General features: G+C 69.2%; 23 protein-coding genes. 8 read left to right on the forward strand and 15 right to left on the reverse strand.

The window, feature by feature from the left end; genetic code table 11:
* Positions 1–77 precede the first annotated feature (77 nt).
* Entirely contained in the window at positions 78–434 is a 357-nt protein-coding gene (locus tag FDN03_RS07570) for a DUF2695 domain-containing protein (protein WP_138175626.1), read from the forward strand.
* Between the two features lie 66 nt (positions 435–500).
* Here the strand turns inward: FDN03_RS07570 and FDN03_RS07575 are convergent, their stop codons facing one another.
* Positions 501–1256: a VTT domain-containing protein gene (locus FDN03_RS07575; protein ID WP_171021172.1), complete on the reverse strand. Its 756-nt coding sequence runs from the start codon at positions 1254–1256 to the stop codon at positions 501–503.
* 161 nt (positions 1257–1417) lie between these two features.
* Here FDN03_RS07575 and FDN03_RS07580 point away from each other — a divergent pair, with 161 nt between their 5' ends.
* The 4 genes from FDN03_RS07580 to FDN03_RS07595 are packed head-to-tail and all read left to right on the forward strand — an operon-like array spanning position 1418 to position 4810.
* A complete protein-coding gene (locus tag FDN03_RS07580; RefSeq protein ID WP_138175628.1) occupies positions 1418–2335 on the forward strand; it encodes an ABC transporter ATP-binding protein in 918 nt (305 codons plus the stop codon).
* On the forward strand, positions 2332–3087 hold the full coding sequence (locus FDN03_RS07585; RefSeq protein WP_138175631.1) for an ABC transporter permease: 756 nt from the start codon (positions 2332–2334) through the stop codon (positions 3085–3087). The genes FDN03_RS07580 and FDN03_RS07585 overlap by 4 nt, the downstream gene beginning before the upstream one ends.
* Entirely contained in the window at positions 3084–4208 is a 1125-nt protein-coding gene (locus FDN03_RS07590) for a histidine kinase (RefSeq protein ID WP_171021173.1), read from the forward strand. Before FDN03_RS07585 ends, FDN03_RS07590 begins: the two co-directional genes overlap by 4 nt.
* A complete protein-coding gene (locus FDN03_RS07595) occupies positions 4205–4810 on the forward strand; it encodes a response regulator transcription factor (protein WP_138175635.1) in 606 nt (201 codons plus the stop codon). Before FDN03_RS07590 ends, FDN03_RS07595 begins: the two co-directional genes overlap by 4 nt.
* A gap of 19 nt (positions 4811–4829) precedes the next feature.
* Here the strand turns inward: FDN03_RS07595 and FDN03_RS07600 are convergent, their stop codons facing one another.
* Positions 4830–5330 (reverse strand): DUF456 domain-containing protein, encoded by a 501-nt coding sequence (locus FDN03_RS07600; RefSeq protein WP_138175637.1) that lies wholly within the window; start codon positions 5328–5330, stop codon positions 4830–4832.
* 172 nt (positions 5331–5502) lie between these two features.
* Positions 5503–6090: an MFS transporter gene (locus FDN03_RS07605; RefSeq protein ID WP_212743879.1), complete on the reverse strand. Its 588-nt coding sequence runs from the start codon at positions 6088–6090 to the stop codon at positions 5503–5505.
* On the opposite strand from FDN03_RS07605, the gene FDN03_RS07610 reads away from it, so the two are divergent.
* A complete protein-coding gene (locus tag FDN03_RS07610; protein ID WP_171021174.1) occupies positions 6079–6495 on the forward strand; it encodes an enoyl-CoA hydratase-related protein in 417 nt (138 codons plus the stop codon). The two genes, FDN03_RS07605 and FDN03_RS07610, sit on opposite strands and share 12 nt — an antisense overlap.
* Positions 6496–6571: 76 nt before the next feature.
* Here the strand turns inward: FDN03_RS07610 and FDN03_RS07615 are convergent, their stop codons facing one another.
* Positions 6572–8173, reverse strand: coding sequence for a long-chain fatty acid--CoA ligase (locus tag FDN03_RS07615; RefSeq protein WP_138175641.1), 1602 nt, complete (start codon positions 8171–8173; stop codon positions 6572–6574).
* Positions 8174–8449: 276 nt separating this feature from the next.
* Between FDN03_RS07615 and FDN03_RS07620 the strand changes: the two genes are divergently transcribed.
* Positions 8450–8728 (forward strand): hypothetical protein, encoded by a 279-nt coding sequence (locus FDN03_RS07620; RefSeq protein ID WP_138175643.1) that lies wholly within the window; start codon positions 8450–8452, stop codon positions 8726–8728.
* Positions 8729–8806: 78 nt separating this feature from the next.
* Here FDN03_RS07620 and FDN03_RS07625 read toward each other — a convergent pair whose 3' ends face one another.
* The 3 genes from FDN03_RS07625 to FDN03_RS07635 are packed head-to-tail and all read right to left on the reverse strand — an operon-like array spanning position 8807 to position 12601.
* Positions 8807–9646, reverse strand: a complete 840-nt coding sequence (locus FDN03_RS07625) for a glycosyltransferase (protein ID WP_138175645.1) — start codon at positions 9644–9646, stop codon at positions 8807–8809.
* 1 nt (position 9647) lies between these two features.
* The gene (gene rfaE2 / locus FDN03_RS07630) at positions 9648–11195 is read right to left on the reverse strand and encodes a D-glycero-beta-D-manno-heptose 1-phosphate adenylyltransferase (RefSeq protein WP_138175647.1); all 1548 of its coding nucleotides are present in this window, start codon (positions 11193–11195) and stop codon (positions 9648–9650) included.
* Positions 11192–12601 (reverse strand): aldehyde dehydrogenase family protein, encoded by a 1410-nt coding sequence (locus tag FDN03_RS07635; RefSeq protein WP_138175649.1) that lies wholly within the window; start codon positions 12599–12601, stop codon positions 11192–11194. Before FDN03_RS07635 ends, rfaE2 begins: the two co-directional genes overlap by 4 nt.
* A 257-nt stretch (positions 12602–12858) precedes the next feature.
* Here FDN03_RS07635 and FDN03_RS07640 point away from each other — a divergent pair, with 257 nt between their 5' ends.
* Entirely contained in the window at positions 12859–14046 is a 1188-nt protein-coding gene (locus FDN03_RS07640; RefSeq protein WP_138175651.1) for a glycosyltransferase family 9 protein, read from the forward strand.
* A gap of 108 nt (positions 14047–14154) precedes the next feature.
* Here FDN03_RS07640 and FDN03_RS07645 read toward each other — a convergent pair whose 3' ends face one another.
* The 8 genes from FDN03_RS07645 to FDN03_RS07680 all read right to left on the reverse strand — a co-directional run bounded on the left by FDN03_RS07645 (position 14155) and on the right by FDN03_RS07680 (position 22443).
* Entirely contained in the window at positions 14155–15486 is a 1332-nt protein-coding gene (locus FDN03_RS07645) for a hypothetical protein (protein ID WP_138175653.1), read from the reverse strand.
* A gap of 254 nt (positions 15487–15740) precedes the next feature.
* Positions 15741–16445 (reverse strand): SDR family oxidoreductase, encoded by a 705-nt coding sequence (locus tag FDN03_RS07650; protein ID WP_138175655.1) that lies wholly within the window; start codon positions 16443–16445, stop codon positions 15741–15743.
* Between the two features lie 60 nt (positions 16446–16505).
* On the reverse strand, positions 16506–17885 hold the full coding sequence (locus FDN03_RS07655; protein ID WP_138176133.1) for a PfkB family carbohydrate kinase: 1380 nt from the start codon (positions 17883–17885) through the stop codon (positions 16506–16508).
* Complete coding sequence (locus FDN03_RS07660; RefSeq protein WP_138175657.1) at positions 17885–18535, reverse strand: SIS domain-containing protein; 651 nt, start codon at positions 18533–18535, stop codon at positions 17885–17887. The genes FDN03_RS07655 and FDN03_RS07660 overlap by 1 nt, the downstream gene beginning before the upstream one ends.
* Positions 18535–19785, reverse strand: coding sequence for a glycosyltransferase (locus tag FDN03_RS07665; RefSeq protein WP_138175659.1), 1251 nt, complete (start codon positions 19783–19785; stop codon positions 18535–18537). Before FDN03_RS07665 ends, FDN03_RS07660 begins: the two co-directional genes overlap by 1 nt.
* Positions 19782–20795, reverse strand: a complete 1014-nt coding sequence (locus tag FDN03_RS07670; RefSeq protein ID WP_138175661.1) for a glycosyltransferase — start codon at positions 20793–20795, stop codon at positions 19782–19784. Before FDN03_RS07670 ends, FDN03_RS07665 begins: the two co-directional genes overlap by 4 nt.
* On the reverse strand, positions 20792–21880 hold the full coding sequence (locus tag FDN03_RS07675; protein ID WP_138175663.1) for a glycosyltransferase family 9 protein: 1089 nt from the start codon (positions 21878–21880) through the stop codon (positions 20792–20794). The genes FDN03_RS07670 and FDN03_RS07675 overlap by 4 nt, the downstream gene beginning before the upstream one ends.
* A complete protein-coding gene (locus FDN03_RS07680; protein ID WP_138175665.1) occupies positions 21877–22443 on the reverse strand; it encodes an HAD family hydrolase in 567 nt (188 codons plus the stop codon). Before FDN03_RS07680 ends, FDN03_RS07675 begins: the two co-directional genes overlap by 4 nt.
* Positions 22444–22517 lie beyond the last annotated feature (74 nt).

Raw genomic sequence — 22517 nt, forward strand, 5'->3', positions numbered from 1 at the left:
CGGCGACTGGCCGCGGCGCGGGTGTGAAGCGGTGAAGCTGGCAGGGACCTCATCCCTCCAGCAGTAAAGGAGCCGACATGTCGGATCTGCCCGAACCCGTGGACCACGAATGTCTGATCTGCTTTTTGTACCGAATGGCCCGGGACTTTGACTGCGATTGCACGCTGCGGTTCCTCATCCACTACCGGAATACCGCGGCACCACGCGCCACTGCCCTGGAACGCAAGATCAATCTGCTTGGTGCGTACTGTGACTGCGAGGTGTTGATGAACGCTGTACGCCCGGCCAGTGCGGCCACGGCCCGGCTGTTGGATGATGCCGCCGACATTGTCTGCCACGGAGTACGCCGCGGCTGCATCCAACCCTGTGACCAGTGGTTGATGCGCCGCGGCGTGCAATGGGGCGGCGGACAGTTCCGCCGCCGTTCTGCCTAGCCCTCCCTGCGCCGGGAGACCCGAAGGCGGTTCCCCGGACGCAGGATGCCCGGCAGCCGTGGTGATCTAGTTGTTGGTGGAGTTCGAGCGGGATTCCTGAGCCGGAGCATCCTGGCTCTCGGCCTTGGCGTTCTTCCGCGCGGTCATCGATGCCTTGATCAACTCGAAAACGATCGGGATGATCGAGATGAAAACGATAAGGATGAAGATCAGGTCGATGTTCTGCTCGATCCACTCGATCTGTCCCAGCCAGTAGCCCAGCATGGTCACCCCGACGCCCCAGAGCAGGGCACCGAGAAGGTTGAACCACACAAAGGTGCTGTGCTTCATCTTCGCCACACCGGCGATGACCGGGACGAAGGTGCGCACCACCGGCACGAAACGGGCCAGGACCACAGCACGGCCGCCAAAGCGCTCAAAGAAGTCGTGGGCACGCCGGACATTGGACTGCGAGAAGAAGCGGGAGTCCTCGCGTTTGAAGATCGCCGGCCCGGTCTTCTTACCGATCATGTAACCGGTCTGGTCACCGGCGAAGGCACACACGAAAATCGCCAGGCAGAACAGCCACAGCGGGATGTGAATGGTTCCGGTGGCAATGAGCATGCCCACCGTGAACAGCATGGAGTCCCCGGGCAGGAAGAAGCCGACCAAAAGGCCGGTTTCGGCGAATACGATGCCGCACACCAGCAGCAGCACCCAGGGGCCGAGGGCAGGGTCGTTCAGGAATACGGCAGGGTTCAGCCAGTCAGGCAGAAACGCGGCACCCAGCGGCAGTACGCCGCCCTGGGATGCAAAAGAAGCTAGGGAAGAAAGATCAGGCACGGTAAGAAGATTACGGGATTATTCTGAGAGTTTCCCAGCCAATTGAGCGAAATCACCGCCCCGCCAGCGCTAGACGCGGTGCCGCCCCATGACATTCGTCATGCCCAGCTCATGACTTTTGGCTCTTCGCGTTGCCGCCCGCCCAAACCAGACTGGGAAACATGCAAACACTGACGAAAGCCGACGCCGTCACCCTGCAGGGGTTGGGCAAGACCTTCAGCGCCGGCGGCACCCGCGTCGAGGCGGTCAGGGACCTGGATTTGGTGATCCCCACCGGGCAGATCGTCGCGCTGCTGGGCCCCAACGGCGCGGGCAAGACCACCACGGTGGACATGATCCTCGGGCTCACCCCGCCAACCAGCGGCACCGCCCGCGTGCTGGGACTGGACCCGCACCGCGCGGTCAAGAGCGGACGGGTCTCGGCGGTCATGCAGACCGGAGGGCTGCTGCGGGACATGACGGTACGCGAAACGATCACGGTCATCGCCTCCATGCACCGGATGCCCGAACGGGTTGAAGCGGTCATGCAGCGCACTGGCCTGGACGCCATCGGCAAGCGGCGGGTCGGCAAATGCTCCGGCGGTGAACAGCAGCGCATCAAGTTCGCCCTGGCCCTGCTGCCCGACCCGGATGTGCTGATCCTGGACGAGCCGACCGCCGGCATGGATGTGCGGGCCCGGCGTGACTTCTGGCAAACCATGCGGGCCGAGGCCACCGAGGGGCGCACCATCATCTTTGCCACGCACTATCTGGAAGAGGCGCAAAACTTCGCCGAACGCACGGTGCTGATGGCCCACGGCCAGGTGGTTGCCGACGGCGCCACCGAACAGCTGCGCCAGATGATCTCCGGGCGCAAGGTCGTGGCGACCCTGCCCACCGCCGCATCGATTGACCACGCACTAAACGGTGCGGGCCAGGTGCGGCTGGAGGAGCGCAACGGCCTGCGCGCCACCTTCCGCTGCCAGGACTCGGACGCCTTTGCCCGCCTTCTGCTGACCGAGTGCGGGGCCTACGACCTGGAGATCACCGCGCCCAGCCTGGAGGAAGCCTTCATTCACCTCACGGAGGACGCATCATGAACGCCACCTACATCCGGGTCGAGTTCGCCCGGCACCTGCGCGACGGCTACAACCTGGTCTTCTCCCTGCTGATGCCCAGCGCCATGTACGTGCTCTTTGGCAACATCCCCTCCTACACGGATCAGGAACTGGGCTTCGGCAACGTGAAGTTTTACGTCATGGTGTCCATGGCCGCCTACGGTGCGGCCGTCTCCACGGTGGCGATTGCCGGCACCGTGGCCACCGAAACCATGCAGGGCTGGGGCCGCCAGGTGGCGTTGACCCGCATGCCGCCGGCGACATTTGTCTCCTCAAAGATGCTCGTGGCCACCGCGGTGGCCGCGATCTCCTCGGCCCTGGTCTTTGCCCTGGGTGCGGCGACCGGGGCGCAGGTGAGCGAGAACTGGATCTGGGCGGCCAGCTACCTGATCACCATCGGCGGTTCACTGATCTTTGCCTGCTACGGAATCGGGGTGGGCATGGTCTTCAAATCCGAGTCCGCACTGGGTCTGGCCGGTGGGCTGATGGTCTTCTTCGCCTTCTTCGGCAACGTGTTCATGCCGCTGGAGAGCATGATGCTGGACATTGCCCGGTTCACCCCGATGTACGGCTACGTGGCGCTGATCCGCTACCTGCAGTTGCGCGAGGTGGCCCCGGAAACCGGGTTCGCCCCCGATCCATTGTGGATGCCAGCGACTAATCTGGTGCTATGGGCAGTGATCTTCGCGGTGTTCGCGGTCGTTGCGACCCGCAAGGCGCGGGCGCGGCAGTGACGGGATTAGAGGCCTCGCAACGCGAGGCCGATGAGTTCTGGGCCCGTTTTGGCTGGTGGATCTCCGGGGTTTGGATCCTGTTTCTGATTTTCCCGGTCCTGCAGCTGATCCAGGGGGAGTACCCCGCCGCCATCCGGGTCATCGGGTTGGGTCTGACCGCGGTGTTCGCCGCCGTGTACCTGCGCGGCTATGCCCGGTTTTCCTGGGCGGTGGGTTTTGGCGGTGCTCGCCAGGCGGAGGCGTTGTGGTACTTCGGCGCGCTGGTGGGCATTGTGCTGCTGGGCATCCCGGTGCTGCGCAGCGGCAGCCTGGGCCTGCTTCCGTTCATCACTTCCTATGCCGCTTTCCTGCTGCCGCGCAGGGTCCTGTACCCCACCTACGCGGTGGCCACGTTGCTCTGCTTTGCGTTGCCGGTCATTTTTGGCGATTTCCTGGACATGTTGTTTTTGATCGGCCTGAACCTGGTGCTGATGGTCATTTACTACGTCACCTCCAGCGCGATCGAGCATTCGGTGGCGGCCGAACAGTTGCGGGCGGACTACCTGGTGCTCAGCGAACAGGAACGGATGGCCCGCGACGTGCATGACGGGGTGGGGCATTCGCTGACTGCCTTGAACCTCAAGGCCCAGCTGGCGTTGCAGCTGATGGACGCGGGGCAGTACGAGCGGGCCCGCGGCGAGGTGGAGCAGCTGTCCAGCCTGGCGGTCTCCGCCCTGGATTCGGTGCGCACCACGGTGCACGGGATCAACCGGGAGGATCTGGGTGCGGAGCTGGAGGAGCTGCGTCGGGCGTGCGCCGATAGCGGGATTACCTTCAACCTGGTGGGCAACGCCGAGCACATTCCCTCCGCGCTGCGCTCCCATGTGGCCTGGGTGGTGCGCGAGGCCATGACCAATGTGCTGCGCCATGCCCACGCCTCCGCGGTGTGGGTGCGCCTGGAGCAGGACAGGGTCAGCGTTGATGATGACGGGGACGGGCTGGGCGCCGCCGCCGAAGGCCACGGCATCCGCGGCATGCGCGAACGGGCCCGGCTGTTTGGGGCCAGCTGTACGGTGGGGGAGTCGGCGCTGGGCGGCACCAGCGTGCACATTGATTTTGGGCGGACGGGGAGCAATACATGATTAGGGTGTTGATCGCCGATGACCAGCACCTGGTGCGCGGGGCACTGGCCGCGCTGCTGAACCTGGAGGCGGACATTGAGGTGGTCGCCGAATGCTCCGACGGGGACGAGGTGGCCGCGGCCCTGGCCGAACACTCGGTGGACGTGGCCCTGCTGGACATCCAGATGCCCCGGCAGGACGGGTTGAGCACCGCGGTGCAGGTGCGGGCGGAGCATCCGGGGGTGAAGATCCTGATTGTCACCACCTTTGACCGTCCGGGATATTTCCGCCAGGCGTTCGACGCCGGGGCCCACGGCTTCCTGGTCAAGGACGCCTCCCCGGCCGAGCTGGCCGCCGCGGTCCGCCAGGTGCACGCCGGGGGCCGGGTGGTTGACCCGAAGCTGGCGATGATCAGTGTCCAGTCGGCGGTGAACCCATTGACGGAGCGGGAACGTGAAGTGCTGGTCCTGGCGTCCAGCGGCCAGCCGGTGTCCGCGATCGCCACCCAGATCCACCTCTCCGTGGGCACCGTGCGCAACCACCTATCCAGTGCGATTGGCAAGACCAGTGCGGCGAACCGGATCGAAGCGGCGCGGGTGGCGCAGGACAACGGCTGGATCTAGGACGGTTTTCCGTTCCGCATCAGCGGGTGGCGAAGTGGGTGATCATGCCGATGACCCAAATGGAGCTGGCCAACAGCACGCACCCAAATTCAACCAGGATGCCCCAGCCCATCGCCTTCAGCGCCGCCCAGGACGAGTCAAAGGCGGTGCCCAGATCCCGGTGGCGGCGGGCTTCGCCGGCGAACAGGCCCACCGCGAAGCCGACGAACAGTCCGAGCACCGGGATGACGAAGGCGCCGATCACCGCGCCCAGCAGGGCCCAGAAGATGGAGCCGCGCGGCACCCGGTGTTGCTTGAGCTTGCGCCCGGTGAGCACCGCGGAGGCGGACCACCCCAGGGCGGCGATCAGGATGCCCAGGCTGGCCGCCCACCAGGAGGCGGCGCTGCCCAGCAGCCAACCCCACCCCAGCAGGGTCAGGATCGCCAGCAGGGAGCCGGGCAGCACCGGGAAGATGGTGCCCAGGGCGGAAACCACCAGCAGCACGCCGGCAAGGATGGTGTAAATGATCTGTGCGTCCACGGTTACAGTGTGACACGCCATCCCCGGTGGAACCCCCATTGGCCTTGCCGCCGATCACCCCGGGGCAGGGCAAGCCAGGGCTGGGACGCTCGGGCTGGGAACGGGCCACGCAACACCCCGGTTGCCCCCGCCCAGCGGTGCCCGGTGCGCTGGTTGTCCGGCGGTTAGGGACCTAGGCTTCCACGCGCTCGGTGACCGCCGGGGTTGGCGATTCCGGAGCCTGCCATCCGCGGGCCTGCACGAGCCGGGGACGGCTGGCGGCGATGCCGGCCACCAGCTGGGCCACCAGCAGCACGCCCAGGACGCCGATCGGCACGACCCATTCACCGGTGAGCCCGTGCAGCGCGCCGATGCCGATGGGCCCCAGGCCCGCCAGCAGGTATCCAAAGCCCTGCGCCATGGTGGAGAGGTGGCCGGTGAAATGGGTGTTGGGTGAGCGCCAGACAATGTAGGACAGCGACAGGCTGATCGAGGCGCCCTGCCCCAACCCGAGCAGCGTCATCCACACCAGCGCGCCGGTGGCGGGGAGGAACGCCAGACCGAGGTAGGCGGCGCCGGTCAGGGCCACGGCCAACACCACCGGCAGCCAGGTGGCCCGCACCCGCACGGCCAGGGCCGGGGTGAACAGTGAGGCCACGATGCCGGGGAAGGCGGAGTAGGCAAGCATCCACCCAGCGGTGCTGGCATCCATGCCGGCATCCTGCAGCATCGTGGGAACCCAGGTCAGCGCGACGTAGTAGCTGACGCTTTGCAGGCCCATGAGAACCGTGACCTGGTCTACCCGCGGCGCGGCATTGAGCGCCTGCGCGACCGCGTCGGCCAGAGCCGAGCCCGCTACCTGCTGTTCAGCGCCGCGTCCATCAGCGCGGCGAAGGCCGTGGACTGGAATCTCTTCACCGACCTGGTGCCGGCCGACGGCATGGAGCGGGCGCTGGAGGACCTGACCGGGCGGCTGGTGGCCAATTCACCGTTCTCCATCCGGCAGACCAAGCAGGTCATGGGGATGGGTCCTGCAAACGGGCAGGTGACGGAGCACTGGCGGCGGTTGTGGGCGCAGAACGCGGCCAGCACGGACCTGGCCGAGGGGCGCCGGGCGTTCCTTGAACACCGCCGACCCGATTTTTCCACCCACCGACCCGAGGGCGGGGCGGGCCAGGATTCCTGAAGGTCCACACTGCTTCACGCCACGCTCCGGCCGGGACAGTCCGCAGGGTGCGAACCGTCCCGGCCGGCAGGCGGGCTTAAACCGTGGCGCTGTCCTGCCCGGCCAGCGTGCCCCGGCCCGGCGCGTCCTCCTGGCCGTGGCGTGCCACCAGCTCGCGCTTGAGGATTTTGCCGCTGGGACCCAGCGGGAACTCGGAAATGACCTCAATGTGGCGGGGGTACTTGTAGGCGGCGACCCGTTCGCTGATCCACGTGCCGATGCTCCGGGCGTCCAGGGTTGAACCGGCTTCCAGCGTCACCGAAGCGGCCACCTCCTGGCCATGGGTGGGGTGCGGCACCCCGTAGACGGCCGCGTTGGAGATCTCGGGATGGCTGATGAGCACCTCCTCCACCTCTCGCGGATAGACGTTGTAGCCGTTGCGCAGGATCATGTCCTTGGTGCGGTCCATGATGCGCAGGTAGTCATCCTCGTCCTTCGTTCCCAGGTCCCCGGTGCGGAACCACCCGTCCACCATGGCCTCGGCCGTCGCCTCGGGCCGGTTCAGGTAGCCGGAGAACAGGTTGTGGCCGCGGACCACCAGTTCGCCCAGTTCCCCGCGCGGCAGCAGCTTGATCGAATCGCGAACCAGCGGGTCGGCGATCTCCACATCCACACCCCACACCGGGGTGCCGATGGTGCCCGGACGCGGTTCGCGGCCCACATGGTTGAAGGTGGCGGCCGGGGAGGTTTCGGTCAGCCCGTAGGCCTCGTGGATGCGCGCCCCGAAGCGGGCCTCGAACGCCTCGAGCACCGCCACCGGCAGCGACGCGCCGCCGGAGACCCCGTAGCGCAGCTTGGTCGGCTTGTCGGTGCGCTGCCGTCCAGCCTCCAAAAGCGCCACATACATGGTGGGCACCCCGATGAACACGTCGATTTCCTCATCCAGCAGCAGGTCCAGGGCACCCTGCGCGGTGAACTTGGGCAGCAGCATGAGTTCGCTGCCGGCCCGCAGCCCGGTGTTCAGCACCGCGGTCTGCCCGAAGATGTGGAACAGCGGCAGCCCGCCGAAGATCTTGTCTCCGGCGCGCATGTCAATGGTGTTCACCAGCAGGGTGTTGGTCTGCTCCACCAGGGCCAGGTGTGAACCCATGGCCCCCTTGGGCTTGCCCGTGGTGCCGGAGGTGTACAAGATGGTGGCCATGTTCTCCGGGTGCTGCGGAACATAGGTGGTGATCGCTTCCGCGCGCTGGGCCCGGTCCTCCAACCGGTCCGAGCCCAGCTCTTCGGGGGCCATGACGCTGAAGACCTGCACCCCGGCGGCCTGGGCGCCGGCGCTGCCCTCGCCCAGCAGCGGGGCGGCGCAGATCATGAGGGTGGCCTGCGAATCTTCCAGCACGTAGGCAATCTCGTGCCGCTTAAGCAACGCGTGGATCGGTACTACGACGGCCCCCAAGGACAACACCGCATAGTAGACCCGCGCGAAGTCGGTGACGTTGGGGATCAGCACCGCGACGCGGTCCCCTTCGGTGATGCCGTGTTCCCGCAGGGCCCCGGCATATGCCCGGGTCTCATCCCACAGCTGCGCGTAGGTGGTGCTCACCCCGCTCATGGTGATGGCATGGCGCTCGCCGAAGCGGGTAGCTGATTCGGCGAGGATCGCGGCAACGGACATGGTGAGGTTTGATGCTGGGCGAGTCATCGGTACTCCTTGCGGGATGAAAGTGTGAGTCCAGTCACAAACTGTGATTACTCCATAGTAGTGAAACTGGGTATCAATTCAAGGCATGAAGTGTCATGTTGGGTCATCGGGGGCGTCAAACCGCGCCAGCAGAGGTGTTCGGTGAACCTGAAAAGTTCCCGGTGGTCGTGGCCAGCGCGACGCGCGCCTGCGTAGCGTGGCGCCTATGGGCACCGCGACTGTCATCGCACACGCCCCGGTGCCCGCGGCAAACACCGATGAGTACTAGGAGGGAACATGGCTTCCGAATCGAAGACCACCGTGGACCACGATGAGATTCGTCAGTGGGTGGAGAAGAACGAGGGCAGCCCTGCCTGCGTGCGTTCCACCGGGGACGCGGATGACCCGGGCATCCTGCGCTTCGACTTCCCCGGGGGCGCCGGGGAGGACGCCCTGCAGCACATTTCCTGGGAGGACTGGTTCGACAAGTTCGACGCCGAACGCCTGGCCCTGCTCTACCAGGAGCACAAGGCCGACGGGGAGGCGAGCACCTTCTTCAAGATCGTCAAGCGCTGACCGGCAGCCAGGTCAGCTGGCAAGGACCCGGCCGACGGCAGCAGTGCCGTCGGCCGGGTCTTTGCCTGTGCCGCGGTTCTAGCCCTTCACGGGCCGCGGGGAATCCAGGACCACATCGGCCGCTTCGGTGGAGCGGTCGGTCACCGTGGTCTCCGACTCCAGGTGCACCGCGGGGGAGGGGATGAGCCCGGCCCCGCCGAAGCGCTCCATGACGCGCAGCTGGGCCACCATGTCCTCACCGGCGTGCGCCGCCGGCAGCTGGCGCCAGAATTCGAACCCGCCGCATTCCTCGAGCTTCGCCCGGTCAAAGAGCACGCAGCCGCCCACCCAGGCGACCTTGTACAGCCGCCACTGCTGTGGCCCGATCCCCAGCTGCTGGGCAATGTGGGACAGGTTCGCGGCGTTGTGCAGCGTCCAGCGCTCAAAGTTCGCATCCCCCGGACGCAGCCTTTCCGGCCGCGGCGGCTGCTCCCACAGCTCGAACGGCTCCTGCTCCTGGGGCCGGCGGTCCTTCAGGTAGGACAGCCCCTGCACGGCGGCCCCGATGAAACCGCAACCGGCCCAGTCCATGGCCTGCTGCAGCTGGCTGATCCCCTGCGGGGAGAGCCAGATGTCATTGTCCAGGAACAGGACCCGTTCCGCGGTGGCCCGGCGCAGCAGGAAGTCGCGCTGCTGGGCCATGCCGCGGAGCGGCAGGTTGCGTTCCAGGGCGACCGTTCGGCCCTGGGTGCGCAGCACCCGGACCATCGCCTCCACCGCAGGGTGCTCCCACCCGGGTGTCGCGTCGTTCTGGTCGGCGATGATCACGCCGAACTCACAGTCCTGCTGGCCGGCCAATCCGGCCAGGGTGACCGCCAGTTCCGCTTCCCGCGCGAAGCTGGGAATCAACACCTGCAGACTTGGGGTTGTGCCGGCCATCTCAGCCTCCCGCTTCCGGGGACTGTTCGGCGACCTTGGCCGCCGCGCCGTTGCCAGCCGCCCCCTGCTGGGACATGCGGCGCAGCAGCCCGGTGGTGGAATGATCCGAGACGTAGTCCAGGATCCGCACCTGACCGCCGTACTCGCGCACGCTGGCGCTCTCGGCGAGCATCTGCTCGGTGTAGTCCCCGCCCTTGGCGTAGATCTCCGGCTGCAGCGATTGGATCAACGGGACCGGGGTGTCCGAGTCGAAGACCGTGACATAGTCCACGCAGCTGAGCGCCTCAATCACCGCGGCCCGGTCGGCGACCGGATTCACCGGCCGCCCCTCGCCCTTGAGCCGGCGCACCGACTCATCCGAGTTCAGGGCCACCACCAGCACATCACCCAGCTCCTTGGCCTGCTCCAGGTAGCTGGTGTGCCCCCGGTGCAGCACATCAAAGCAGCCGTTGGTCAGCACCACGCTCTGCCCGTCCTCACGGTGCCGGGCAATGGCCTGCGCCAGATCCCCCGAATCGAAGTGCACCCGTGACGCGCCGCCCAGGTGGGCCCGCAGGTCCGCGGTGCTGCACACCGAGGTGCCCGGACGGTGCACCACCACGGTGGCCGCGGCCTGCGCCAGCTCCAGCGCGACGTTGCGCGGCAGCCCGGCCGCGCAGCCCAGCGACAGGGCGGCCACGAACGTGTCCCCGGCCCCCGAGGCCTGCTTCTCGGTCACCGGCCGCGCCCACGTGCGGTGTTCGCGGCCGCTGGCGGTGAAGTAGATGGTGCCCTCCTGGTCCAGGGTGACCACCACCGCCCGGGACCCGGTCTGCGCCAGCAGCTCGATGTGCCGCTCACGCAGCAGCGCCACCCGGTCCTGCGGGCGCTGGCCCTCCCATCCCAGCAGGCCCAGGGCCTCCTGGGCGTTGGGGGTGGCCAGGTCCGGGACCAGCGCGGCCCACGGGCGCGGGTCATGGGCGTCAATGATCACCAGCTGGTCCGGGTCGCGGTCGGCCAGCTCGGCCACCAGCGCGTCATGCACCTGGCCGCGCAGCATCCCCGAATCGTAGTCGCACACCACCACCACGTCCGCCCCCTTCACGGCCGCGGCCACCCGGTCGGCGACCGCCTGCAGCGCCTCGGCGGGCACGGTGCGGGACTGCTCGTCGAGGCGGAAGAGGATCTGGTCCCCGCCGATGATCCGGTCCTTGGTGGTGGTGGCCGCCTGCTCGTGCTCCACCAGGGCGCTGGTGTCGATGCCCTCCTGCTCCAGCAGCTGGCGCAGCCGGATGCCGGCCCGGTCCCGGCCCACCAGCCCCAGCATCCGCACCGCCCCGCCCAGCCGGGCGGCGTTCATGGCGGTGTTCGCCGCGCCACCGGGCGCGTAGGAGCGTTCACGGACCTCCACCACCGGGGCCGGGGCCTCACGGCAGAAGCGTTCGATGTCCCCGTGCCACCAGCCGTCAAGCATGACATCGCCGACCACGGCCACCACCGGGGCGGCCTCGGCCAGCAGCTGGGGGACCTGTTCGGTCAGGGCGTGCAGTTGGTCTAGTGGCGACTTCATGGGGTCCTCCGTTCCGGGGCGCTCACGTGGACGACCTTGGTGAGCGTGAATTCATCCAACAGCTCCGGCCCGTAGCCGAAGCCGGCGCCGCTGTCCCCGCGGGGTTCGGCCGCTCCGCCCGGAGCCCCGCCGAAGACCGCGTTGACCTTCACGGTGCCCACCGGCAGCCCGGCGACCGCCTGCTGCAGGTGGGCGATGTCGGCGGTGAGCACGCTGGCGGCCAGTCCATAGCGTCCGGCGCGGGCCTTGGCCAGTCCCTGTTCGAAGTCGTCCACGACTTCCACCGGGGCGATCGGCCCGAAGGTTTCCTCGTCCATGACGCGCATGCCCGAGGCGCACTGCAGCAGCACCGTGGCCGGGTAGTGGGCGCCGGGTCCCTCGGGCAGCATCCCGCCCTCGGCGGCGACCGCGCCGCTCGCCAGTGCCTGGCGCACCTGTTCGTGCACGCCCTCGCGGTGGGCGGCGTCCACCAGCGGCTGGAAGTCGCCCGAGGCGTTGCGCTGGCGGGCCTGCTCGGTCAGGGCCCGGCAGAATTCGGCGGCGATGTCCCGGTGCACGTAAATGCGTTCCACGCTGGTGCAGATCTGTCCGGCGTTGGCGAAGCAGCCCAGCGCGGCCTGCTCGGCCGCCCACTGGGGGTCCACCCCGGCATCCACCAGCAGCGGGTCGTTGCCACCGTTTTCACGGATCAGATGCGCCGAGGTGGCGGCGGCGACCTCGGCCAACCGGGCGCCGGTGGCGCTGGAGCCCACGTGGGCGATCACCTGCGCCTGCCCGGCCTCGCTCAGCACCCGCCCGGTGGCGGCATCCCCGAGCACGGTGCTGAACACCCCGGGGGCGAAGATCGGTTCGAGCAGCTCACCCAGCCGCGCGCCCACCTGTGGGCAGCGTTCGCTCGGCTTGTGCACCACGGTGTTGCCGGTGACCAGTGCGGCCCCGATCAGTCCGGCCGCCACCGCGACCGGGTCGTTCCAGGGGGTGAGCAGCAGTGCCACGCCGCGCGGTTCGCTGACCGTGTAGTTGGTGGCCAGCTGGTCACCGCACAGGGAGTGCCCGCGGTGCACCGGGCCCAGCTCGGCGTACTGGCGCAGCGTCGCGGCCCCGGCCTGCACCCCGCCCAGGGAATCCTGCAGCGGCTTGCCGGTTTCCCGGCGGTTCAGCTCGGCCAGTTCCTCGGCGGCGTCCTCCAGGGCCTGCGCGGCCCGGTGCAGCAGCTGGCCGCGCTCGGCAGGACTGGTGGCGGCCCAGTCGGCGGCTGCCGTGCGGGCGGCGGCCAGGGCCCGGTGGGCTTCCTCGGGGCCGGCGATGGGGAGGGAGCCGACCTGCTCGCCCGTGGCCGGATCCATGATCACCATTTGCCCGGTGTCGCGGTCTGCTTGCGTGCTTGGTGCCGGAGCGGTGGACATCGCGTTCCTCCTTCAGTCAGAAAATCAGCTCTCAAAGCTCTGGTTCAGCGGCCCTGGGCACCCAAGGTGTCCACAAGGCCCTGCTACCGCTGAGGTACCCGCTTGGCGGCATTTCAGTCACCGCGGACCCAAGTTCCCGGCAAGTGCTCAGGATCACGTTGCCAACCTCCGCCCGGCGGTAGGGTATGCCCTCAGAAGCCCATCTGACGGCGCGAATGCGCCCCGGGAGCACGTGTGGCAGGAAAGGCAAGGAGATAATGAACGAGACCGCCGTCGGGCCCGTGGCCCCACCTTTCGAATCCATTGGGAGCATCGCCGTGCTGCGTGGCGGCGGGTTGGGAGACCTGCTGTTTGCCATGCCGGCCATCCATGCGCTGGCCGCGGCCTATCCGCAGGCTCGGATCACGCTGCTGGGCACTCCGCTGCATGCCGAACTGCTGGCCGGCAGGCCCGGACCGGTGGATGAGGTGGCGGTGCTGCCCTTCGCCGAAGGTGTGCGCCCGGGCGGCAGCGGGGACACGGCCGCGGATGCGCAGCAGGTGCAGGACTTTCTGGGCAGGATGCGTGAACGCGAGTTCGACCTGGCCGTGCAGGTACACGGCGGGGGGCGGTTCTCCAACCCCTTCCTGCTGGAACTGGGCGCGAAGCACACGGTGGGCACCCGCACCGAGGACGCGGCGGAACTTGAACGCAGCATCCCGTACCACTACTACCAGCACGAGGTGCTTCGGGCCCTGGAGGTGGCCGGGATGGCCGGGGCCACCACCACCGCGTTGAGTCCGCGCATCGAGGTGACCGAACACGATCGGGACGAGGCACGCACGGCGTTGGAGGCACTGGCCCGCAGCCTGCCGGACGCCGCCGGGCGCCGGGCACCGCGCCTGGTGATCCACCCCGGAGCCTCCGACGCACGCCGGCAGTGGCCGGTCGAGTCGTTCGCCGCCCTGGCCACCCGGGCCGTGACCGACGGCTACCAGGTGCTGCTGGTCGGTGCCGGGGCGGAGGCCGAACTGTGCCGGCGGATCTGGGAGCAGGTGCCCGCCGAGCAGCGCGAGGCCGTGCACGTGCTGGCCGGGAAGCTCAGCCTCCCGGGCCTGGTCGGGGTGCTGGAGTCCGCGGACGTCATGCTGGGCAATGACAGCGGGCCGCGTCACCTGGCCCAGGCGGTGGGGACCCCCACCGTGGGGATCTTCTGGGCCGGGAACATGATCATGGCCGCCCCGCTGGAGCGCAGCCGCCACCGGGTGCACCTGGGCTGGGTGACGCACTGCCCGGAATGCGGCATCGACGTGACCCAGGTGGGATGGAATGCCCCGCGCTGCGACCACACCTTCCCGCTGACCGCTGCGGTGAGCGTGGATGAGGTTTATGCGAACATCACCGACCTGACCGCCAGCGGCGAGCTGCTCTCGGCAGGACGCCAGCTGCAGAGCGCGACCGAGTAGCCAACGCCCGCAGCCGGAAACGCAGAGGAGAACACCGCGGGGCGAAGCGAACCGTTTACCGGTCCGCTTCGCCCCGCGTCATTAAGTGCCGCTAGCGGAACGACGCCGCTACCGGGCGGTGTTCTTCCGGGCCAGGCGCAGGAACACGCCGCCAAGAAGGATCACCAGCAGACCGGCACCGGCGGCGAGCACGCCGCCAAACCCGGTGTCGGCCAGCGCGGCATCACTTGCCGGGGCCTTGGCCTGAGCGGCGGCGTCTTCGGTGTCGACCTTGTGCGCAACGGCTGCGCCGACGATCGTGGCCTCCGGAGTCTTGGCGGCTTGTGGTGACGCAGTGCTGGAGGGCTTCACCTCACCCTTGCCCTTGTCGTTGCCGTCCTCGGTCTGATCGCCGAAGTACCAGGCGAGGAAGTCCTCAAACCAGGCAGCGTCCTCGCCCTCCAAGAGCTCCCGGTAGCTTTCGATCAGTTCCTTCAGCTCGGCCTCGCTTTGGACCATATCGAACTCGACGCCGAGGAAGATCCCGAGCAGTTCCCTGCCTTGATCGGTGCTGAAGAACTGCTCCCACTGTGCTTCGTCCCAGCTTTCGCTGCCTTCCGGCAGCAGGGGCAGCACCTCATCGAGCCAGGCCTGTTCTTCATCGGAGAGGTCCGGGTCCTCGATGCTGGACTGTTCCAGGTATTCATCGACGAGACGGTCCCATTCCCGGCCCTGAGCAGTCTTGAAGAAGGCCTCCCATTGTTCTTCCGTCCAATTTTCATCGACCTGGGGGAAGCGTTCATCAAGGTAATCCCAGAACGCGTCCTCGTCGGCGAAGGTCATGCCATTGACGTTGGCCGCGAAGAGGGATGCAAGATTCCTTGTGTCATCCCCACGGGTTTCCGCGGCCGGTTCCGGTGCTTCGTTCAGCTTTTCCTGCTTCTTCGGCACCGGCCCACCCTCCGGTTGGGCGGCGGGGACATTCTTCTCCGCGGACCCGGGAACCTCGGTGACCAGCGTGTTGTCCTCATCTGTCGTCCCGGAGCCGTTTGCCGGGGCCTGGTCCGTGGTGGGCTGATCCGCAGCGGTGGGCGCGACGGATTCTGCCGGTCCCGGTTCGGTGCGCTCTGTCTCGGTGCCGTTCTCGGCTGGTGCCGCGGTTTCCTCAGGCGAAGCGGCCGGGTCGGTTGCCGCTTCAGCCGGCGCGTTCTCCGGCGGGGCCTGCTCGCTGGCAGCCGCTGTCACCGGTTCAGCCACGTCGACCGCGCTCAGTTGTACCGGTTCCGACGGCACCGGAAGGGCGGCCGGTGCATTGGCCGCCGGTTCCTGGAGGGCGCTTGATTCGGCCGCAATTGCGGTGGGGGACTGCACGGTTTCGTCGGCCTGCGCCGCAGCGGGCGACAGCAGTAGGCCCGAAACGACGGCGGTGGAGAGGAGCGCTCCGGAGACGCGAGAGGTCATGGTTTTCCTGTTCTATACGGAAAGACAGCGGCTGGGACTGCGACCCTTGAAAGGTGGAAGAAAAGGCCCCGGCCGATCGCGTGCTCTTGAAGTGAACGCGTGACAAAGATCAACCTAGCGTACTTATTACCCGGCACAAAGCAGACGCAAAGAATGACTTGAGCCGCCGGTCTGTTTCAGTTAAGGACGCAGCCCCGCACCAACGGGTGCGGGGCTGCGTCCTTGCCTTCAATGAGCGTGGTTGGGGCCGCTCTTTACGGCCAGGAATCCTCACCTTCGTGGCAGATCAGCAGTTCGCGCACCTCGCAGCCCCGCGGCTGGGAGAGCGCGAACAGGATGGCGCCGGCCACCCGCGAGGGGTCATTGAGCCGGGAGTTGTCCGCCGGGCGGTACTGCTCGGTGCGGTCATCGAAGAAGTGGGTGTCCATGCCGCCGGGGATGATCGTGGTGACCCCCAGCCGCCCGGCCGTTTCGGCGGCCAGCGCCTTGCTGAACCCGAGCACCCCGAACTTCGAAGCGCAGTAGGCGGTCGCATCCGAAACCCCGCGCAGCGCCAGGGTCGAGGCGATGGTCACCAGACGCCCATGGCTTTTCTCCAGGTGCGGCAGCGCGGCCCGCGCCGTGGAGACCGTGCCGAGCAGGTTGACCCCCAGCACCAGCTCCCACTGGTCCGCCGGGACCTCATCCAGTTTGCCGCAGCGGTCAATGCCGGCGGCGGTCACCACCGCGTCCAGCCCGCCGTCCGCGGCCGCCTGCTCGACGGCGTGCTCCACCGCTGAACGGTCGGTGACATCCACTTCGTAGTACTGCGCCTGGGCCTCGGCCGGCGCCTGGATGTCCAGCACCACCGGGGTGCCGCCGGCCTCGGCGACCGCCTTGGCAACGGCGGCGCCCAGCCCGGAGCTGCCGCCGGTGATCAGTACGCGTCCGGGATTATGCTTCTGGTTGTCCTGGGACAAAACTAACTCCTTGCGGTAGTGGTTGTTCGGTATTCGTGTGCCGCTGATCCTGGGTCGGGGCTAGCCGACCCGGGCCAGCGCGGCTGCCAGCGACGTGGTGGAGCGCGCCACCCGGTAGGGGACGGTCACGCTGCGCCCGCCCCAGGATTCAATCAGCGGGGTTTCCGGCAGCGTCTGCGCGTCGTAGTCCCCGCCCTTGACCCAGATATCCGGCCGGATCTGTTCCAGCACCGCGTGCGGGGTGTCCTCGTCAAAGATCACCACCGCGTCCACGCAGTCCAGGGCCAGCAGCAGTTCGGCCCGGTCGTCTCCGGCAATGATCGGTCGGGTGCTGCCCTTGAGCCGACGCACCGACTCATCCGAGTTCAGCAGCACGATCAGGCAGTCACCCATCGCCCGGGCCTGCTGCAGGGTCCGGGTGTGCCCGGCGTGCAGCAGGTCAAAGCAGCCGCCGGTGGCGACCACCGTCCCCTCTGCACCGCGCACCTGTTCAATGACCCGCCACGGGTCCGGTTCCCCGGCCACCGTGCCCACGGCCATCGGCTGCGCCGTGGCGGCCGGCAGCTCGCCCAGCGCCGCGACCCCGCCCGAACCGAGGAACCCGGCGGCGGCATCCACCGCGGTGGCCACCGCCTCGGGCAGCTCCTGGCCCTCGGCCAGGGCCACCGCGAGCGCGGAGGCGAACCGGTCCCCGGCGCCGCACGGGTCGTGGGCGCCGACCTGCGGGGCGGGAAGCCGCACCGGCTGCCCGTCCTGGTGCTGCAGCAGGGCGCCGTGCTCACCCAGGGTGGCCACGACCGGGCACCCCCACTCGGTGTGCAGCGCAGCGGCCGCCGCGGCCGGTTCCTGGGCCGGTTCGGTGCCCAGGGCGCCGGCGAACTTCAGGGCCTCTGAGTGGTTCGGGGTGATCGCACTGCAGCCGGGCACGGGCCGGGCCCCGGCCGGGTGCGGGTCCCAGACCACCGGGTGGGTTTCGGCTTTGGCCTGCAGGGCGGCGCGGATGCGCGGGTTCTCCACCACCCGGCGCCCGTAGTCGGCCACCACCACGGCGTCCGCCCCGGCGATGGCCCCGAGCATGGTGCTGGTGGCCTGCGGCACCGGCGGCAGGGCGCAGCCCTCGTCAAAGCGCACCACGCCCTGGCCGTTGGCGCGCACCCGGCTCTTGACCGGGGTCGGTGCCCCCGAGGGCCCGCAGGCCAGTTCCAGGCCCGCCAGCGCCCCGCGCAGCCGGTGCGCGGCGGCGTCATCCCCGAGCACGGAGACCAGCACCACCTGGTGCCCGTCCCCGGCCAGCATCCTGGCCACCAGTCCGGCGCCGCCGGCCCGGTAGCTGTCATCCTGCACATCGACCACCGGCACCGGGGCGTCGGGGCTGAGCCGGGTGGCCTGCCCGGACAGGTCGCGGTCCAGCAGCAGGTCACCGACGACGGCGATACGCATCACTGCCACGCTCCCTTCGAGGCCTCACGCTCATGCGCGGCGATGGCCGCGTCGAAGACCCGGCAGATCGCGTGGATGGCCACCAGGTGGCATTCCTGCACGTTGGCCGAGGGGCCCTGGATTTCCACGCTCTCATCGCACAGGTCGGAGAGCCGGGTGGGGCCCTGGCCGACCAGCGCCCAGGTGGCCAGGCCCGCCTGGCGGGCGGCCTGGGCGGCCTGCAGCAGGTTGGGGCTGCGTCCGCTGGTGCTCAGCAGCAGCAGCACGTCCCCTTCCCGTCCGTGGGCCCGCACCTGACGGGCGAAGGACTGATCGTAGCCGTAGTCGTTGGAGATTGCCGAGAACGCGGAGGTCTCGGCGTGCAGCGAGATCGCCGAGTAGGCCCCGCGCTCCCCGTCGAAGCGGCCCACCAGTTCGGCGGTCAGGTGCTGGGCCTCGGCGGCCGAACCGCCGTTGCCGGCGACCAGCAGCCGCTGCCCGGCCGCCAGCTTCTGGGCCAGCACGGTGCCCCAGCGGGCCAGGGTGCCAGCCGAGCCGCGCAGTGAGCTGACCGCCGGGGCCAGCGCGTCCAGGTGGCCGGTGACCAGCCGCGCCGCCTGCGGGGCGCGCACCGTGTCCAGGTTGATTGCCGCGTTGACTGCCTGTTCCATTACTGTGCCCTTCCCATCATCCGTTCATCGCGTGCCGCCGAGGGGCGGGAGACCAGCTGGCCGTACACCCGTTCGGTGTCGGCGGCGATGCGCTGCCAGCTGTAGCGGGTGACCGCCCGTTCCCGGCCGGCCGCGCCCATCCGGGCCGCGAACTGCTCGTCGTTCAGCAGCCGCTGCAGCGTCTGGGCCAGGGCGGCCTCATCCCGCGGCGGGATGTGCAGCCCGGTGACCGAATCCACCACGGTGTCCACCAGCCCGCCCACGGTGCTGGCGATCACCGGCACCCCGCAGGCCATCGCTTCCAGCGGCACAATGCCGAAGGGCTCGTACCAGGGGTCGCAGACCACGGCGTTGCAGCTGCGGATCAGCTGCGGCATCTGCTCGCGCGGCAGCTGGCCGCGGAAGATCACCTGAGCGCCCACGCCCAGCTCGTTGGCCAGGTCCCGCAGCCGGGCGGCCTCCGGGTCGGATTCCAGGGATCCGGCTCCGCCGGCCCCGCCGATGATCACCAGTTCAATGTCGGTGATGCCCAGCTTGGCCAGTTCGGCCAGGGAGGCGATGACGGTGGCCACGCCCTTGCGCGGCACCAGCCGGCCAATGCTGGCGATCCGGTAGCGCCGGCCGCGGGCCTCGGCCGGGCCCTGGGCGGTGAACAGGTCGGTGTCCACCCCGCACGGCACGATCGAGATGCGCTGGCCCTCGGCGCCCATGGCGCGCAGCTCGAACACCTCGTCGGAGCAGGTGGCCACGATGCAGTCCACATCCTGGGCCACGGCCGGCTCCATCCAGGAGCGTTCCTCCGGGCTGGTGTCCGCCGCCCCCTGGTGGCGGCGCTTGACGGTGCCCAGCGCGTGGAAGGTCTGGGCCACCGCCACCGGCGCCTCGGCCAGCCGGGCGGCCTGCAGCGCGGCCAGCCCGGACATCCAGAAGTGCCCGTGCACTACCGCCGGGGGCGTGGTGCCCCAGTCGGCGGCCACCGCACGGGCCAGTTCCCCCATGTAGGGCAGGATCAGGTCCTTGGAGATCGGCTCGGGCGGCCCGGCATCCACGTGCACCACCTCGAAGCCCTGGCACACCTGTACCCGTTCGGGCAGCTGCGGATCATCGCGGCGGGTGTACACGCTCACCTGGTGCCCGCGTTCGGCCAGCGCCGTGGACAGCGCCGCAACATGCACGTTCTGCCCTCCGGCGTCCACGCCGCCGATGGCGGCCAGGGGGCTGGCATGCTCGGAAATCATTGCGATTTTCATGGGGTTGATCCTTCCGTCAATTCTTCGGCAAGCTGCGTGGAACGCACATCGCCCACCTCGGCCAGCACGGTGTCCCAGCGGGTCAGGAACCGCTGCAGGCCGTAGTGCTTCAGCGCGAATTCGCGCGCCGCCCGGCCGCGGGCCACCGCCTCCTGCGGGTCGTTGAGCAGCACCCGCGCGGTGCGCTGCAGTTCTGCCACGTCGCTGCTGACCATCCCGGCCTCGGGCGGTACCGCCCGGAACGCCTCGGTGGCCCCCAGCGCCAGCACCGGCATGCCCAGGTGCATCGCCTCCAGCAGCGCCAGGCCCAGCGAGGTCCAGCGGAAGGGGTGCAGGTAGGCGCGGGCCTGGCCGAGCATCCCGTGCAGCTGGGCCGGGTTCACGTCCCCGCGGATGATCAGCTGCCCCTCGGGCAGCTGCAGGGCCTCGGGCAGCTTCTTGGTGCCGATCCCGTACACCTCCAGCGGGGCGATCTGCGCGAAGCCGGGCAGCAGGTCGGTGCCGGTGACCCGCCAGCGGCGCACCGGTTCGTTGATCGCCACCCCCAGGGTCTGGTTCGTGCCGGTGTACTGGTAGCCCGGGTCCACGATGCCGTGCTCAATGACCAGGGTGCGGGCCCGCCCGCAGTCCCAGAACAGCCGGTTGAAGTGGGTGACGTGCACGATCGGGATGTCGCTGCGTTCGGCCAGCGGGTGCACCGAGTTCGGCACGTTCCCGCTCTTGGGGGTGTTGTGCTCCAGGAAGACCGCCGGCAGCTCGCTGCCCGGCGCCCGGCCGGTGAGCCGGTGCACCTCGGCCAGCTCCTCGGGCCGCTGCAGCACCACCACGTCAATGCGTTCCTCGGCCAGCTGCTCCTGGCTGACTTCCCTTACCGAGGCCGGCCAGTCCCGGCCCCCGGTGCCCAGCCCCCAGGCGTCACGCTGCGCGTTGACCGGGACCAGGTATTCATGCGGTCCGTGCACGAAGGAGTCCATCCATCCGCCGTGCACATGCCAGATCAGGATTTTCACGATCTCTTCCTTTCGTTCTCAACGACCTCGTTGCTGCGGCGCAGCTGGCGGCGCGTGGTGAAGGACGCGACGCCGGAAACCAGCCGCTGCACCGCGGCGAACACCTCTTCGGGGGTGACCTGTGTCAGGCAGGGGTGGCCCGGGACCGGGCATTCGCGGGCCCGGCTCAGCGCGCAGGGCGCCTGCTGGTCCCCGAGCAGCTCCACCGCCACCTTGTACGGCGCCCAGCGGATCGCCGGGACCACCGGGGAGAACAGGCTGGCCACCGGGGTGCCCACGGCCGCGGCCAGGTGCGCGGGCCCGGTGTTGCCGGTGACCACCACCTCGGCCCCGGCCAGCACGCCGCCCAGGGTGTGGAAGTCGGTGGCCCCGCCCAAGTCCAGTCCGGCGGTGCCGGCCACGGTGGCGGTCAACTGGCGTTCGGAGGGGCCGCCGGTGACCACCGGCAGCCAGCCGGCCGCGTCCAGCAGCTCCACCAGCGCCGCGTGGTGCAGGGCCGGCCAGGTGCGCGCCGGTACGGCGGCACCCGGGTGGATGACCACATAGGGTTTGGTTCCGGTCAGGTGCCGGGTATCGGGGATGTCCCGCACCGCCAGCGCCCCGTCATCCCCGGCAGGCAGCCGGTAGCCGGCGGCCTCGGCGATCCCCAGGGCGCGCAAAGCCTCGGGCTGGTCCTCGGCAAAGTCCTCGCCGGGGCGCAACCGCACATCCAGCAGCGAGCCGGGATAGTCGACCGAGGCCCCGGTGATGCGCGGCACCCCGGCCAGGCGCAGCAGCAGCGCCAGTGGCAGCGGGGACTGGTGGAAGGAGGTGAGGATGAGCGCCTCGTCGAATTGCCGTTCGGCCAGGAAGTCACGCAACGGCTGCAGGTGCTCGTCGGTGGCCGCCGGTGCCGGGGCGGTGATCCAGGGGCTGTTGAAGGTGAAGACCTCATCCACTCCCGGCAGGGAGCGGGCCGCGGCCTGGCCCTGCGGGCCGCACAGGTAGCTGACCCGGGTGTCGGCGGCGGCGACGGCGCGCACCGCAGGTCCGCTGAGCAGCACGTCCCCGGCCGAGTCCAGCCGGGCCACCAGTACCCGCCTCATGCCCGGCCTCCCGCGTCCTGGTCGGCCGGGGCCGGGATCCCGCCCAGCAGCCGCATGGCCTCGGCGAGGCTGCCGGCCACCAGGTCGGCGTCGCGTACCTCCTCGGGCCGGGTGACTGCGGTGGGCACCAGCACCCCGCGTGCCCCGGCGGCCTTGGCCGCCGCCACGTCCGCGCCGATGTCCCCGACCACGGCCACCTCCCAGGGCTCCAGCCCCAGTTCCTCGCACGCCCGGTGCACCATCCCGGGGGCGGGCTTGCGGCACCGGCAGCGGTCCTCGGGGCCGTGCGGACAGAACTGGAACGTGTCAAAAGGGCCGAGCAGTTCACTGACCCGGGCGTTGACCGCGGCCACCTGCTCTGCGCTGATCAGCCCGCGTGCGATGCCCGACTGGTTGCTGATGACCCCGCAGCGCACCCCGGCGGCGCGCAGCGCCTGCAGCACCTGCCCGGCGCCGGGCACCGGCCGCACCAGATCGGGGTCGCCGTTGTACGGCACGTCCACGACCAGCGTGTCATCGCGGTCGAAGAGCACCGCCCGGGGAAAAACTGTTTCATTGCCCATACGACCTGAGGTACCCGTCACACCGGGGGATAATCAGCCGAGAAGAACTTCTTTGGGTTCTCCCAGCTTCTGTG

The sequence above is a fragment of the Glutamicibacter sp. V16R2B1 genome (assembly GCF_005774635.1).
GTDB classification, from domain to species: Bacteria; Actinomycetota; Actinomycetes; order Actinomycetales; family Micrococcaceae; genus Glutamicibacter; species Glutamicibacter creatinolyticus.